This is a genomic window from Nostoc linckia z4 (assembly GCF_002608075.1).
GTDB classification, from domain to species: domain Bacteria; phylum Cyanobacteriota; class Cyanobacteriia; order Cyanobacteriales; family Nostocaceae; genus Nostoc; species Nostoc linckia.
The window spans coordinates 37,691-53,084 of sequence record NZ_LAHA01000027.1; the positions used below are offsets into that span (position 1 = coordinate 37,691).

Annotated in this window: 12 protein-coding genes; 2 read left to right on the forward strand and 10 right to left on the reverse strand. The window is 39.0% G+C overall.

Going from position 1 to position 15,394, the window contains the following annotated elements; genetic code table 11:
- From VF06_RS21125 to VF06_RS21145, 5 genes are all read right to left on the reverse strand, one after another.
- Nucleotides 1-1,776 (reverse strand): ATP-binding protein, encoded by a 1,776-nt coding sequence (locus VF06_RS21125; RefSeq protein WP_099071315.1) that lies wholly within the window; start codon nucleotides 1,774-1,776, stop codon nucleotides 1-3.
- Nucleotides 1,773-2,696 carry a phosphate/phosphite/phosphonate ABC transporter substrate-binding protein gene (gene phnD, locus VF06_RS21130; protein WP_244918156.1) on the reverse strand — a complete coding sequence of 308 codons (924 nt, stop codon included), beginning with the start codon at nucleotides 2,694-2,696 and terminating at the stop codon, nucleotides 1,773-1,775. The genes VF06_RS21125 and phnD overlap by 4 nt, the downstream gene beginning before the upstream one ends.
- A 274-nt stretch (nucleotides 2,697-2,970) precedes the next feature.
- Nucleotides 2,971-5,673 carry a PAS domain S-box protein gene (locus VF06_RS21135; RefSeq protein WP_099071317.1) on the reverse strand — a complete coding sequence of 901 codons (2,703 nt, stop codon included), beginning with the start codon at nucleotides 5,671-5,673 and terminating at the stop codon, nucleotides 2,971-2,973.
- Nucleotides 5,674-6,141: 468 nt separating this feature from the next.
- Nucleotides 6,142-7,317, reverse strand: a complete 1,176-nt coding sequence (locus VF06_RS21140) for a DNA double-strand break repair nuclease NurA (RefSeq protein WP_099071318.1) — start codon at nucleotides 7,315-7,317, stop codon at nucleotides 6,142-6,144.
- A gap of 274 nt (nucleotides 7,318-7,591) precedes the next feature.
- Complete coding sequence (locus VF06_RS21145; protein ID WP_099071346.1) at nucleotides 7,592-8,377, reverse strand: HAD family hydrolase; 786 nt, start codon at nucleotides 8,375-8,377, stop codon at nucleotides 7,592-7,594.
- Between the two features lie 514 nt (nucleotides 8,378-8,891).
- Here VF06_RS21145 and VF06_RS21150 point away from each other — a divergent pair.
- Nucleotides 8,892-10,580, forward strand: coding sequence for a peroxidase family protein (locus VF06_RS21150; protein ID WP_099071319.1), 1,689 nt, complete (start codon nucleotides 8,892-8,894; stop codon nucleotides 10,578-10,580).
- Nucleotides 10,581-10,661: 81 nt separating this feature from the next.
- On the opposite strand, the gene VF06_RS21155 is transcribed toward VF06_RS21150, so the two are convergent.
- The 4 genes from VF06_RS21155 to VF06_RS21165 all read right to left on the reverse strand — a co-directional run bounded on the left by VF06_RS21155 (nucleotide 10,662) and on the right by VF06_RS21165 (nucleotide 13,516).
- Nucleotides 10,662-11,198, reverse strand: a complete 537-nt coding sequence (locus VF06_RS21155; RefSeq protein ID WP_099071320.1) for a hypothetical protein — start codon at nucleotides 11,196-11,198, stop codon at nucleotides 10,662-10,664.
- A gap of 27 nt (nucleotides 11,199-11,225) precedes the next feature.
- Complete coding sequence (locus VF06_RS21160; RefSeq protein WP_099071321.1) at nucleotides 11,226-12,506, reverse strand: LbetaH domain-containing protein; 1,281 nt, start codon at nucleotides 12,504-12,506, stop codon at nucleotides 11,226-11,228.
- 12 nt (nucleotides 12,507-12,518) lie between these two features.
- Entirely contained in the window at nucleotides 12,519-12,776 is a 258-nt protein-coding gene (locus VF06_RS39375; RefSeq protein ID WP_143861791.1) for a hypothetical protein, read from the reverse strand.
- A 518-nt stretch (nucleotides 12,777-13,294) separates the two neighbouring features.
- Complete coding sequence (locus VF06_RS21165; protein ID WP_099071322.1) at nucleotides 13,295-13,516, reverse strand: hypothetical protein; 222 nt, start codon at nucleotides 13,514-13,516, stop codon at nucleotides 13,295-13,297.
- A gap of 484 nt (nucleotides 13,517-14,000) precedes the next feature.
- On the opposite strand from VF06_RS21165, the gene VF06_RS21170 reads away from it, so the two are divergent.
- Nucleotides 14,001-14,507 (forward strand): hypothetical protein, encoded by a 507-nt coding sequence (locus VF06_RS21170; protein ID WP_099071323.1) that lies wholly within the window; start codon nucleotides 14,001-14,003, stop codon nucleotides 14,505-14,507.
- 7 nt (nucleotides 14,508-14,514) lie between these two features.
- Here VF06_RS21170 and VF06_RS21175 read toward each other — a convergent pair whose 3' ends face one another.
- Complete coding sequence (locus VF06_RS21175) at nucleotides 14,515-15,360, reverse strand: metal ABC transporter permease (protein ID WP_099071324.1); 846 nt, start codon at nucleotides 15,358-15,360, stop codon at nucleotides 14,515-14,517.
- Between the last annotated feature and the right edge of the window lie 34 nt (nucleotides 15,361-15,394).

The following is a 15,394-nucleotide window of genomic DNA, read 5'->3' on the forward strand; positions in this document are numbered from 1 at the left end:
TTAATAATTACTTTGCACTATTGAACCTTGCCAATCAATAGGCACTTTTAATTCATTAGAGCTTAGCGGTTTTTGTGCTTGATGCAAAGGAATCTCAATCCAAAATTCGGTTCCTTTGCCTAGTTGTGATTCACATTGCAGTACTCCTGAGTGTTTTTGCACAATAATTTGATAGCTAATGGATAAACCTAATCCCGTTCCCTGACCGACGGGTTTGGTCGTGAAGAACGGATCGAACAATTTTTGTTGCACTTCCTGAGTCATCCCCGGCCCATTATCTGCAATTTTTACTACTACTCGGTTATTATCAATAATTCTAGTACTAATTATAATCTGGCTTGGATTGTCCTCTATTTCTTGCTGGGAACGTTGAGCGTTCCACATATCCAGAGCATCAATGGCATTATTAATCACGTTCATAAACACCTGATTTAATTGCCCTGCATAACACTCTACCAGAGGCAATTTGCCATATTCTTTGATAATTTCAATTTTGGGATGTTCTGGCTTGGCTTTGAAGCGATTTTGTAAAATCAGCAGTGTACTTTCAATTCCTTCGTGAATATCAACTTCTTTCATGTCTGCTTCATCTAAATGAGAGAAGGTGCGTAAAGACAAGACAATCTGCTCAATTCGCTGCGATCCCATTTTCATTGAACTGAGAATTTTAGGCAAATCCTGTATTATAAATTCCAAATCAATATCATCTATTTTTTGTTGAATTTTTTGTTTATGATTGGGAAATTCTTCTTGATAAAGCTGTACTAATTGTAGCAATTGTTGTGTGTATTCTCCGACATAAGTAATATTACCAGAAATAAAATTAACCGGGTTATTAATTTCGTGTGCTACTCCTGCCACAAGTTGTCCCAGACTAGACATTTTTTCAGTTTGAATCAATTGAGCTTGCGTACTTTGGAGTTCTTGTAAAGCTTTTTGAAGTTCAAACTGTGCCTGTTTGCGTTCGGAAATTTCCAATTCCAGGCGTTGGTTCATGTGGGTTAATTCAGTATTTTTCATTAAAGTTTCGCGGGACTCGGCTAGCTTCATTGCCATATGGTTAAATGCATCGGCAAGATCTTCTACTTCATCTTTTGTATGAATATCTAGACGGTAGTCTAAGTTCCCAGCTGCGATTTCTGAGGTTCCTGTTTGTAAATTCTGTAAAGACTTAACTGTTGGCCGCCAAATCAACAGATATTTACTAACCAATAAAATTATAATTACTTGCACCACTGCAAAGGAAATAATTCTCTGCACTTGATATAAGTTTTCTAATTGTTCTTCAACTACAATACTCTGCTGATTGGCACGTTCAATCAATTGAGTAAGAAACAACTCAATATCTCTGTCAAAAGAATTAATAGCTCTAAAATACTGCTGGGAGTCTGCTACAGAAGTATCGTTAATATTGCGCTGAGTTAATTGATTTGCCAACTGAGTGAGAAACTGATGACGGCGGCGAATAATTGCGATTTCCTTAGCATTTGGCATCAATTTTTCTAACTGGTTAAGAGAGTCAACAAACTTGATTGAAGAGTGAGTTATTATGTTTTCTGGACTCTGGAGTAAAACAATATCTTTGAGTTCAATGATTTCAGATTTTAAAGCGTTTTCGGCAGTTAAAGCAACTTTAATAGTTTCGGTAGTTCGATCGCTCTTTTCGCGGATAGTCTGCTTAATTTGCTGGACAGCTACGGTATTGCCAACAAGAATTGCTACTATCAGTCCCACAGACACAACAGAACCTGTAAAAAATTTAGTAGATATTTTCATTTTGCGGGAACAGAAATTAAGTTGAGTTCTTTGCGGAGTTGCTCAATAGAAGCATAATCTGAAGAGGTAACAAGGGTATATCCGGCTGACTCAATTCCTAGAATATCCTCAAGACCTTCTGGACTGCTAATCAAAGCTTGTTTTAGCTTTTGAATTAAATCTGGTGGTAATTTTTTAGATACTACTATGGGAAAATTGAGTATGGGAGTAGATTGCCACACCACTCTGGAATTTTCACGTGTTAATTTGCCAATTTTTTGTTCTTTAAAATAAGAAGAAATATTAGTAGCTGCGGCATCAACAATACCATCTTCTAATGCAGCTAGACTTTTACTATGGCTACCAGTATAAAGGACTTTGGCAAAATCGTGTTGGTAATCAATTCCTAGTTTCTTAAAAATAGCCAATGGCATCAAATAGCCGGAGGTTGATAATTTGTCTACCAAGGCAATGCGCTTACCTTTGAGGTCTTTTAAGGTTTTGATGGGACTATCTTGTTTAACAATAATACACGCACGATACCAAGGTTGTCCTGTATGTTTATCAATGGCAGCAACCAGTGGTTCAATTTTAGCACCCCTATCCACCGCCTCCACATAGCTCAGAGGCCCCAAATAAGCCATATCTAATTTACCTTGCACCAGTAAATCTATGATTTGCTGGTAACTTTTGCCAATTTGGAAGTCTAGGGAAATTGCGATCGCATTTTGTCTGTTTTCAATTTCTTCTGTGTTTTGTGTTGTTTGTCTCCCTATTGTCTTTGATTGTGAGGCAATTTCAAGCCCTCCCCCAACAGATTGCTCTAAGTATTCTTTGAGAGCTTTCATCATCCGTTCTTGTTCTATTGGATTTTCTGTGGGAACCAGTCCAATTTTTAATTTATATAAATTATGCTTATAATTAATGGAAACTTTATCCACAATAGAGTGATTCTTTTTAGATACTATTCCACTACAATTTGTAGTCAGTAGCGCCATAATTACTACTAAAATCAAAACTCTATTTTTACTGAATAAATAATATTTGGCAACTGGCCATAGCTTTACTAAGGACTTTTTCATAATTAAATTTATAAGTGAGTAGAGACGCGATTAATCGCGTCTGTATGAAGTAGGGAGTTATGAGTTAGAAATTACGGGTGAGGAATTTATTATTCTCACCTGTATCCTTGATTTCACCACTCCCCATTTTCTTTTAAATTGGAATTTGAATCCAGAACTCTGTACCTTGTCCTTCTTGTGATTTACACTTGAGAATTCCACCATGTTTTTCTACTACAATTTGGTAGCTAATTGACAATCCTAATCCTGTTCCTTTACCAACAGGTTTGGTTGTGAAAAATGGATCGAATAAGCGGCTTCTCACTTCTTCTGGAATTCCACCTGCATTATCAATAATCCGAATCACTACAAAATTTTTGTCAAAAATTTCTGTCCTAATTATAATCTGGGGTTGGTTTATTATTCCTAACTTAATTTTTAATTCTTCTAAGGCATCAATGGCATTGGTCAAAATATTCATAAATACTTGATTCAACTGCCCCGGATAGCAATCAATTAAGGGTAAATCGCCATATTCTTTGACCATCGATATATCCAATCCAATACCATTATTTTTCCAGCGGTGATGTAAGATTAATAAAGTATTATCAATTCCTTCATGAATATCGACTTGTTTTTTCTCAGCTTCATCATGGCGAGAAAAATTTCGCAATCCTAAAACAATTTCCCGGATACGATTAGTACCCATTTCCATTGAGGAAAGTAGTTTATAAAGGTCACTGGTAATAAAATCTAAATCAATTGTTTCCGCAAAATTTTCAATTTCTTGCTGAGGAAGGGGATAGTATTGCTGATAGAGGCGCAAAAGAGTTAGTAACTCTTCAAAATATTCATGGGCATAAGTTAAATTACCGTGGATAAAATTAACTGGATTGTTAATTTCATGAGCTACACCAGCTACTAACTGTCCCAAGCTAGACATTTTTTCATGTTGGATGAGTTGAGATTGAGTTTCCTGTAACTGATATAAAGTAGTGGTGAGTTTTTCGGCTTGAGTTTGAGCGGCTAAAGTAGCAGAAAGACTTTGAGTATAAAGTTGTGCGTGGTCGATGGCGATGGCTAGTTGGTCGCAAACAGCTTGTAACAGACTAATTTCACTATTACTCCAAATGCGATCGCCACTACAATGACTGCAAATAATTGCTCCAATATCACCAGAATTACTTTTCACTGGTAGTACTAATTGAGCTGTAATACCAAACTCAGTTAAAAATTGTTGTATGTCATCGTCAAATTGTGATTTACCATTAATATGGTCAATACAAATTAACTCTTGAGAAAGAAGTATTTTAGTCAAAAAATTGCTTTTGTGTTGGGGAATACTACCTAACATTGTGGGTAAGTTAGGAGAATTGGGGTTGCGTGCTTCAGAGATAATAGTCAGACTTGGCTCGGATGGCTGCGTTGAATAGGAAATAAAGTAACAACGGTCAATTTGTAATAAGCTGCGAATTTCATGAACAGCAGTTTCGAGGATAATATCTAAGTCTAAGGAACTGCGAATTTGACTAGCTAAACGTAGTAATAATGCTTCGCGACGGCTCAGCAGTTCTTCTCTAGCCCAAATCCGGTCAATAGCTACAGCAATATTATTAGCAATCCAATTTAATAAATTATGAGTTGGTTCGGTTAACATTTGCTGGCTAAATAAAGCTATGATACCAATTAATTGCTGTTCTACTATTAAAGGATAGGCAGAAAAACGAAAGATAGAAAATGTAGAGTTTAGTAATAATTCTGGATGATTAATTGTTAATTCTTGATTGAAAATTGCTTGGTGATTTTGTGTCATTAAGCCAACAATATCATTGGCTAACACCATGTGGTTGGGAAAATTTTCACTATTGTTTAAAGCACTACAGGTAACCTCTGTGCAATGAACACCAGCTTGTAATTCTAACTGATTTGTCTGTCGTTCAAAAGTCCAAATACAAACAAAGGCGAGCTTCAAGTATTGTGAAATAGTGTTTGTACAGTTTTGGAGAATTTCTGCAAGTGTACCACTTTGAGATAATGCTAAACTAACTTCTGCACTCAAAAGTGATAAACGCGATCGCTCCAATAAAGCTAACTCTGAAAGCTTGCGCTGTGTGATATCAGTACGAATTGCTACATATTGATAGGGTTTGCCATCGGAGTCTAAGATTGGAGTAATTAAAGTATCCACCCAATAAAAACTTCCATCTTTGGCTTTATTTTTAATTTCTCCCTTCCAAATTTCGCCTTTGCTAATAGTTTTCCACAAATTTTGAAAGTATTCTTTTGTGTGATGACCAGAATTGATAATTCGATGGTCTTGTCCTAAAAGTTCTTCTCTAGAATATTTAGAAACCTCACAAAATTGGTCATTTGCATAAGTAATTCTCCCCATTCTATCAGTAATAGCTACTAGTGAGTGAGTATTCAAAGCAAATTTTAAAGCTTCTAATTCGCGAATAATTTTTTGTCTGGAAATTTCATTGTGTTTATTGAGGGTAATATCACGAGCTACGCCATAAATTAATTTTTCTTCAATAAAAGCTGTTGCATTCCACGACAGCCATTTATAGGAACCGTCTTTACAAAGATAGCGATTTTCAAAAAAAATTGCATTTACAGATTGGCTAATACTTTGAGCTACTAGAATAGTTGATTCCCGGTCTTCAGGGTGAACAAATTCGATAAAGGGTTTAGCAAGTAATTCTTGTGTTGACCAACCCAGAGTTCTTGTCCATACTGGATTTAAATACATGAAATAACCATCAAAACTAGCAATACACAGTAAATCTATAGAAAGTAAGAAAAATCGAGAATATTTCTCTTCCAATTGTTGCAACTCAGATTTAACTAGTTTCATCAGTTTTCAACTATTAAGATTATTTAATATTTTTCAAATAAGTTAATACGTTTTTTGTAAATTAAATAACTAGCCTGAAGTTAATTATTTATTTTACGGATAAATACGTAATTAGCTTAACAACAGTAGTAAAAATCTAACTTATTTTTACTGGATAGAATAACTTGCTGTTAACTCAATCTTCTGTTGAATATAGATTTCCCTAAAAAGCTATGAAGTAAACATTTTTACTTTAAATTTAAAATAAGAAGTGTTATTTTACGTAAACTGAATTCAGAAAACACCACAGAGAAATACCAGCACTAATTACCCTCTTTAATTACTTTTAACAGAGAATAATCTAAAATTTGGTCATTAGTCATTAGTCATCTGTGTTTCTAAGGACAAATGACAAAGGAGAACTTCACTAGGGACTTCCAAGTAAAAAAAATATTTCACTGTTGACTGTTGCATCAGTGTGGGAGTATGTCACGCTATGCTTCCTCGCTTTCGGGCTTCTTTGTAGGAAGTTCCAACATTTTTTAAACCGGCCTTAATCATTTGTTGTTCTAGGAGAGCAAAAAAACGCGCTTTATCTCCACCTTTTACCACAGCTTGATTATGAGCTTCAGCGATCGCCACTGGGTAACCGTATCCTTTTTGTACTTGTGCTAACATCAGCCCCAGGGCTAGATCTAACATATCCGTGTTTTTTGCCACCCATGCTGGAACTTCAATTCGGGCAATTTCAGTACCTACGTGGACATAACAAAAGTAGATAATTTGGTCGCCGTAAAGTTCAAGAATTGGATTATTACTGCGCCATAGGGCACTGCGTTGTCCTGGTTTGAGTCGCGTTGCCCAAAGGGTAGTATCCCGTAAATCATCAAACTTTTTGCAAGGTACTTTTTCTAGTTGATTTGGGCAATAAGTTTTACAGTCTGGCACTTTGTGGGGACAAGCCAACAACCGTAAAAAATTTGTGCTTTCGATGTTGCGAGAGGCGCTAAGATAGCCCATCAAAGGAATTTCAGCATCGCGCATTTGCTCCCAAGCTTGCAGAATTGGGGGTAAAATGCGATCGCGTGCATCCATCGGTAATTGTTCCAAAAACCAGTATATTAAAGAACCATCTACCATTGCTAGCGTCGGTGCTTCTGCTTTGGCTGCACAGGCTAATTCTGCTAAAACCGTGGTTTCGGAAGCGGTACGGCGAAAACTCATCCATTCCTCAGTACGGATTCCCCATTGCCGAGACATGTATAAATCTTCTGGACGATAAAACACTTCTGGCAAACTATCCAGTAGGGGATGGCGATTTTGTCCGTAGTGCAAGACCACTCTACCGATATTTAACAGATAACAATAAGCAATTTCATGGTGATTAGGAGCAATTTGGGAACCATCGGTGGCGATGACAGTGTGAACTTTTGGCGGAACTGGGATATCAATGCAAGTTTCTAGCGGCTCAACTGGTGTAGCATTAGTAAAAAGAATGCGATCGCGCCATTTTTCTTGGCGATCGATTAAATCATCTTGACATTCGTAAGCATTGTTTAAATATTGTTGCGCCATTTCTAAACGCTGGCGGCTAGCAGCAGCTTCTAAAGAAAGATGCTGACTTAAACCCTGCATTTGTCGCGCTAATTTTGTCAGGTCAAGCATAAAGGTAAGTGGGGAGTTGGGAGTTGGGAGTTAGGAGTTGGGAGTTAGGAGTTAGGAGTTAGAAGTTGGGAGTTAGGAGTTAGAAGTTGGGAGTTTACTTAATTATTTAATATTTACCTACATTTTATAAATATCTGAAGTGAGTAAGTAAATGATTTTAGTCTACTAAAGTGGACTTAAGCTATGAGCCAGGAACTTAAGTTCCTGGCAAGATATCGGTAATAACTTTTATTCTGAATTCTGAATTCTGAATTCTGAATTCTCTCTTAATATCTTAAACCCAAGCAGAGAAATCTCTAGCAAACTGAGACAGTGATAACAGATGAATTCGCGGATCGTGTAGGGCAGATTCTCTTTCTGCTTGGGTATTATAACCCCAGTCTGCAAGTATAAGTTTTACGTCTTCAAGGTCTTTTTGCTGTTGAACTAACTGCAAAGTCTTGAGCCTATCTTCAACAAACCAGATACTAACTAATTTATCCACTGCCGCTTGCTTTAATTCTCGTAAAATTTCGTATTTAGGACGCTTGACTTCTTTGCCAAAAATTGCTGCTGCTGGTAAATTCACCCCTTCTTTTTGTAACAACTGCTGTACAAAACGTCCTTCTTTAGTTGTTACAATATATAGCTGAATTCCATCAGCAACAGTTAATTTAATTTTTTCGATGACACCAGGATAAAATCTATGCAGACTTAACCAACCATCTAAATCTGTAGCAATCCATTCATCTCGGAGATTGTCTAGTTTGGCACCAATTTCTTTTGCCTGTAGTTTATCATCTAACAATATTTGTGGAGTAATATTTACCCACTCATGAAGAATCTTTTCGTCAGAAATTCCATTAATCAAGGCTTTGATTAAAACAGGCATTTCCCAACCTGTTTCAATCACAGGACGCAGACGATAGAATCTCAAAGCTAAGTCATCTGGCGGTGTGTCGTTAGCGGAAGACCAAATTTTACAATAGGTGCGCCATGCTACCTCAAAATATTCAATTAGTCCGTCGCAAATCACTCCATCAAAGTCTAAGGCTAAAATCGTGGGACTAGTTGCTGTCATTGTTTTGAGGATGAAAACTGCTGTTGTCAGCTTAACTGAACAAGCAATAATTTTTTGTATCAGGACTTTAGCATAAAAAATTAACTCATCCGAGTTTTGAAAAAAAAGCGTTGACGGTTGACGGTTGACTGTCATTAGCCAACGAGTGGCTTTTGATAAGTCTAAAGCCGCTCGACTTTTTGCTTGCGGATATTACCCACAGGGGTACTATGACTTTGACGAGCAAAATGTCATCATTTGAATATAAATTCCTCGGTGTAAATCTACTGACTGCTAAAAAAGTAGGGTAAGTGCATCGCCCCTACGTACCCTAATGTAAGTATAAGTTATTACGGGTTTAAATTGCACAGTTACTCATATTGTTCACCGCTGACGGTTAACTCTCAACAGTCAACACAAAAATCTGCGACAGCCTACCATATCCCAAAAACCTTGCAACATAACCAATCGGCTCCAGGGACGTACAGGGCGTTAGTCTTCAAGACAAGAAAGAATTTAACCAAAGGAAAAAACTATGTCAAATCTCCCTTTTGAATTTACCCACGGCGGATATATCAAGGAAGAGACTTTGCGAAAGAGAATTGCCTTACGTCCACCAACGACTGAGGCAGGAATTGATGTAGAGACAGATTTCGATTACCTCTTCCCAGATCTTGCTAGAAATCCTAACAGTCTCCTGCCAGCGGACAACAACCAAGATATTATCGCCAAACTTAAAGATTTAGGCGAGAAAATAATTGACGCAAACGAGGCTGAGCCTGAGGCCACTAACTCAAACATACCTCCGGTTTATACTTACTGGGGACAGTTTATCGACCATGATATTACTGCCAATACTGACCGGACTGTTACAGACCTGCAAACTGATATTACCAAAGACGATTTCACGCCTCTATCACCCGACTTCGTAATCGATAAGCTCAAAAATCTGCGTCGTCCTACCTTCGATCTTGACAGTGTTTATGGCGACGGGCCAACTCTAGACCCGAAAAACCCCACCGAAGCTAAGGACTTTTATCAACAGAACGACCCAGTAAAACTGAAAATTGGGCAAAACGCCGAACAGGATGCTAACGGCGGCCCTATTCCTGGAGTTAAAATTCCGCCAGAAAACGATTTATCGCGGGACTTGCCACGTAATAACAGAATAGCTGCGATCGCCGACAGTCGCAACGACGAAAATCTCATCGTGGCACAGTTCCACACTGCCTTTTTGCGTTTCCACAACGCAGTAGTAGACTGGGTGCGGAAAAATGAACCGTGGAATGCCAAAAACAATAAAAAACTATTTGTTCGCGCACAGAATCTGGTTCGTTGGCACTACCAGTGGCTTGTCATTAATGATTTCCTCAAAACAGTAACTACACCTAAAACAGTAGATAGCATTCTCCGCTACGGGCCGAGATTCTACTATCCCCGCAATGGAAATGTTTTCATGCCTCTAGAATTCTCGGTGGCAGCTTACCGTTTCGGACACAGTATGATCAGGGCTGCTTATGACTACAACCGCAATTTTACAGACCAACCAGAAGCGCTGACAGACGCAACATTCGGGTTATTGTTTTCCTTTACAGGAAAAGGCGATATTGGCGGCCGACCGCCAGGCCCTGGCCCGTCCAACACTCTGCCTTTTAACTGGATTATTGAGTGGGATAGGTTTGTTGACAAACAAAAGGCTGCCCAAAGGCAGAGAAATTCTGCACGAAAAATTGACACGCATCTTGCATTTCCTTTATCAGATTTAATTAATGAAGGCAACGAAGAACAACCTCCTATTCGAGAACTTCTCAAGCACCTGGCAAAACGCAACCTACTGCGTGGATATTTCCTTAGCATTCCCACCGGACAGAGTTTAGCTAAGAAGATAGGTGTCAAACCACTGACAGTGGAGGAACTGAAAAAAGGCAATTCAGAAGAATTGAATAAAGCCCTCGAACCTTTCCTAGAAAAAACTCCAGCGTGGTATTACGTACTCAAGGAATCGGAGGTTCGGGCTAATGGGGACTCTTTGGGCGAAGTTGGTAGCCGTATTGTTGCTGAAACCATCATTGGTCTAATTAAGAATGACCCATCTTCGTACATCAACAAGCGCCATTTTTTCTTTGAAGTTTGGAACCCTTCGTTAGGCGTTAAGCTGCCAAATGGAGACCAAATTCGCACAATTAGTGATTTTCTGAAGTTTGCCGGAGTACTGCCAGCATAGCAAACGCGTGTAGAGACGTTGCAGTGCAAAGTCTCTACACGCCGGAAAATTCCTTTGATTCAAGGTAGAAACAAAATTATTCTATTCAGACACAGTAGTTGCGCCAACAGCCATGACTTGAGACCATTCACTAACGCGGTTGTCATCTAATACAGCTCGCACTCGATAACCAAGCTGAATCTTATGCATCAACAAGATTAGTTCGCGGTTGAGTAATCCTTGTGATTTTTGGTTTTCATTGGATGCAGCTTGGATGCGAAAACAGCGATCGCTTTGACGTTGCAATTTTGGAGATTTACCTTCCATCAATACCGCTTGCAATTCGTACTCTTTAGCTTCGGGATATGGTTCCCAACAAAGTTGCCAGTAAGTTGACCAACGAATTAACTCTGGCGGTAATTCCTGGACTTCATCTGACAATGTAGAAACAAGTCCGGTGACTGGAGGTTGTACTAACTGAGGTTGATTGGAGGTAATGTCAATAAATCTAGGTTTTGCGACCTCTTGTGCGGCTATAGATGAACTAACATCAACACTTAATATCAGTCCGAATATCACAGCGAATAGCACAGTCAATCGTAGGTATAGCGATCGCACCGACAAGATTTTCAGATTCATAGTCACCATCGTGTAAAAGTGATTGGTTTACCACTCCACAGGTGAAATGATGCTGCCGTTGTCGGCATAGATTGTTCGAGAACGGATATACGTTCTGGAAGGTACTGTAGAATTGAAGACTGCACTTTTTAGCCCAACTGCCGATTTACTGCCAATAACTGAACGGAATATAACGGAGTCCGGTGCTAGCCCTACAAGATCGCCTATGCTGGTTTCGGGGCCATTAGCAACACCATTTACAACCTGCCTACCGCCATGAACTAGAACTCTAGGCCCGTAGCCAACAATATCGCCTACAGTCAAACTAGTTGTTTCTAAAGCGTGAAAGACAACATCGTTTGCCATACCAGCAATTTTCCCGATATTAAATGGTTGACCTTCATCAGCACGCAGGGAAATTCTATTACCTATTTTTAAGTTGAGGATTGATAAAGGATCTTCCAGAACGACATTACCGATGATGCGGTTACGGAAGTTGGGATTGCGAGTGACATTCCCACCTATCTGGGGCAGACCTCCAGGGTTAAAAGCTGTGACTGGTGCGTAATTTATCCCTGTTACGTTTGACGAATCTGTTCTAGCTAATTCTGTGTAACCTTTGGCAAATGCTTCATTGACTTCAATGATGGCTTCCATTAATGCAACGTCAGCTTGTGTGAGGTTTGCCACCTTGCCCAAGCTACCACTACTAGCTTGCAGGTTAGTTGTGACGTTTTTACCTGGTAGGACGACTTTACCAGCAGGTAAAGTCACACCAGGGCCAACCCGCGAGAGAAAGTTGACTACTGTGTTTCCTTCTATGGTTGCACCGTCTATTTCACAGTTGAAGGCGAGAAATGTCTCTGGAGTAGTGTTGCTGAACTGAGTATTTGTAACTGGGTCAGTAAAAGGCCCGGTTGAGCCTTGAGTACCGATTTTAGCTGCACCTTTGATGGTGGCCATGTGTGCCATAATGACTCGCGGCCCAATCTCCACTCCCGTTCCCGAAGCTATAATTCTCACTTGGTCTTGGACGTTAGAATCTTCGGCGATGTTAATGGGGGCTGTGGTGGCGTTTAACTGGGCAAATGGCGCAACGTAGACTCTTTCGCCCAAACTAATATTTGTGGGATTGGTAATTATCGCAGTTGGGTCAAGGAAAGTAGCTGAGTTTGACGGTGCTGTACTTGGACATATAGGTAGGTTATTGGAGGTTGGATTACACCCACCTCCAGAAGCAACGGCGGGTTGTTTATATATCTGTGTACCGATGACAAGGGCTAGGATAATTGCAATTGAGGCGCTAAAAATTGCGCGAGGTTTGAACATAGAAAAAACTCCTCACGGGTTATGGTATTTGGGTATGAGAAAATCTGCGTTAACTGCGTTAACAATTAACAGATAAGCTGTCACACATTTACGCTTGGGTTCAGGAATGTTAACTGTTGACAGTTGACACTCAGCAGTTTGACCCTGAGCGAAGTCGAAGGAGCAACAGTGAACAGTCAACGACCTGAATTGGAATAATTTATTTTTTGGAGTTACCCAAGCGATCGCTTGCGATCCACCAAAGGCGATCGCACGCACAAAAATTAGCAAAAAATCAAATTGCTAAAGTCCCTTAAAGGTCGTTTGAAAAGTGATTGACTGTGATTTTAATTACATTTTTAACCCCCGTTATCCCCCCTTATAAAGGCTAGTAGTTCGCCAAGTCAACTTAGCGGGGTAAAGGGGAAAGGTTTTAAATCCCTTACCCTTTTCCCCTTTCCCTTTCCCCAGCCCTCACCTAGCAAAGTTAACTTGTCAGACTACTAGGGAGGGGTCAAAAAATATTTGATACATCAATCATGACTTTTCAAACATCCTCTTAGCTGTTACGCATTTCAAGCAGCACATTTTTTCGTGTTGACTATTAACGGTTAACTATCAACCTTCAACAGTTAACAACACGAATGAACGTACAATTTCAGGGACTTCCAAGTAAAAAATATTCCACAGAAAACTGTTAACTGTTGACAGTCAGCAGTCAGCAGTGAACAGTCAACGACTTTTTGGAGTTACCTAAAAGCGTAATAGCTGATTTAGACTTTTGCTGTGTTTACCTATGAGGCAGAAAGTTAACCACCCCAAAAACCTGCCAAGTTGAGGAATTGTAGCAGGCTAAATAATATGGTGAAAATCGAAACTGTAACTGTGGTTGTTGCTCCGGCGACTGCCTCATTATAGACAGTCTCCCAAGCTTCTGGGCCGCTAGTGGATTGTCCATAGACTTTTGTGCTAACAGCCAACGTTAAGCCAAGCACAGTTAGACCAGCTAGTATTGTGCGACGTTTAAGCATTATTTCCCGATATCTATCTAATAGTTGGCCAAGTTGATGCCAGAGAATAAACTAAAAAGTCTAGGTTTTGTTTCCTTTAACTTTTCGGTTTACCCGATCTGATAAATGACAAATTTAAGCTAATGAAGCACTAATCGCTACAGGCGCTAATTAACATTTTATTGTAATCTTATTTGCTGCTTTATACTAGACTCTTTGATATTGATAAAAACTATAGTGGTGATAGAAATGTTGCTAAACTTAGTGTTTAGTATAAAAAAATAATCTATCTTAGGGTGGATGTTTTGTTGTACTTGATTTACAATGGCTGTTTAAACTAGTGGATTAGATAGAGGTTAGAATGTCGCTGACTTGAGCTTGATATGTTGTAGAACTCAAGCCCATTGCTAAACTCTCACAAAATAGTCTTTTTATCTGACAATAACTTGCATAAATTTCAGCAATAAATATTGTTTATTTTTGGAAAACTTTAATTTAGGACTATATGCGATCGCAATCGGAATCACAAGTTATTGCTGCTGTCATCAAACATTCAATGAGGAAAGAAGATTTTTTAGTTCAAACGTCTAATAGTTATCTGATAACTCAAACTTCTTTGAAACCTGATATTTCCTGGGAATTTCTGCGGATTCCAGAAATGTTTATTTATGGAATGAGAATTGTAGGTTTCCCCGAACTTCAAAAAGAGACTTACGACAATTGGATTTCAATCAACAATCAACCTTGCTTATTAACTCAATTTCTGACAAATCCTCAAATCACTTTAATTTCTGAGAAAGAGTCCGAGCGAATTTTAAATGACTACAATCATAGATGGTCTATTATATATACTTTGACTAGACCAGGATTATCTTTAGATTTTTCACAAGCATTAATTCAAATAACTGCCCATTGTCCAGCCGGGCCACCCCAGTGTGGAGATTTGCTTTATTTGGAAAAAACTGGCGAACAATGGGCAGTTAAATCATCTTATGGACTGTACAACCAATAGCAAAAATCTATTTTTTATTGCCGCTTGGTATCAAAACCCCATGTTTGGGACTAAATAATAACGCTAACAAAAATAATCCCGAAACTACCAAAACAATTGCTGGCCCAGAGGGCAAATTATAATAGTAGCTGAGATACATACCGCTAATACTAGAAATTACGCCAATCACCGCGCCCAAAATCATGACTTGGTTAAGACGTTTCACTAGTAAATAAGCAGTAGCTCCTGGTGTAATCAAAAGTGAAAGTACTAAAATTACACCCACAGTTGTCATACTAGCGACAATTGTTAAAGCAATCAATAGCATCAATCCAAAGTTTAGCCAATTGACTGGTAAACCTGCGGCTTGAGCGCCTAATGGGTCAAAGGTGTAAAATAAAAGCTCTTTGTATATCAAAATAACTACTGTTAAAACGATACCGGCGATAATAGCAGTGTGGCGCACTTCATCAACAGTAACGCTGAGAATATTGCCGAATAAAAAATGATTCAGGTCGATTTTGTTATCTTTTTGAATCACAGTAATTAAAGTGATACCAAGGGCAAAGAAGGCTGAAAAAACTATACCCATTGCCGCATCTTCTTTAATTGGCGATCGCACTCTAATCCAAGCGATGGCCATTGTACTGACAACCCCGGCAATAAACGCCCCGATGTATATATTTGCTCCCAACATAAAAGCGATGGCTAATCCTGGCAAAACCGAATGACTGATTGCATCACCCAATAATGCCAATCGCTGCACCATCAAATAACTACCAACCACCGCACACAACAAACCAACTAAAATCGCGATCGCCAGCGCCCGTTGCATAAAGCCGGAGTTTAACGGCTCAATTAAAGCTTCTAACATATTTTGTCACTAGTCATTAGTCATTGGTCATCGG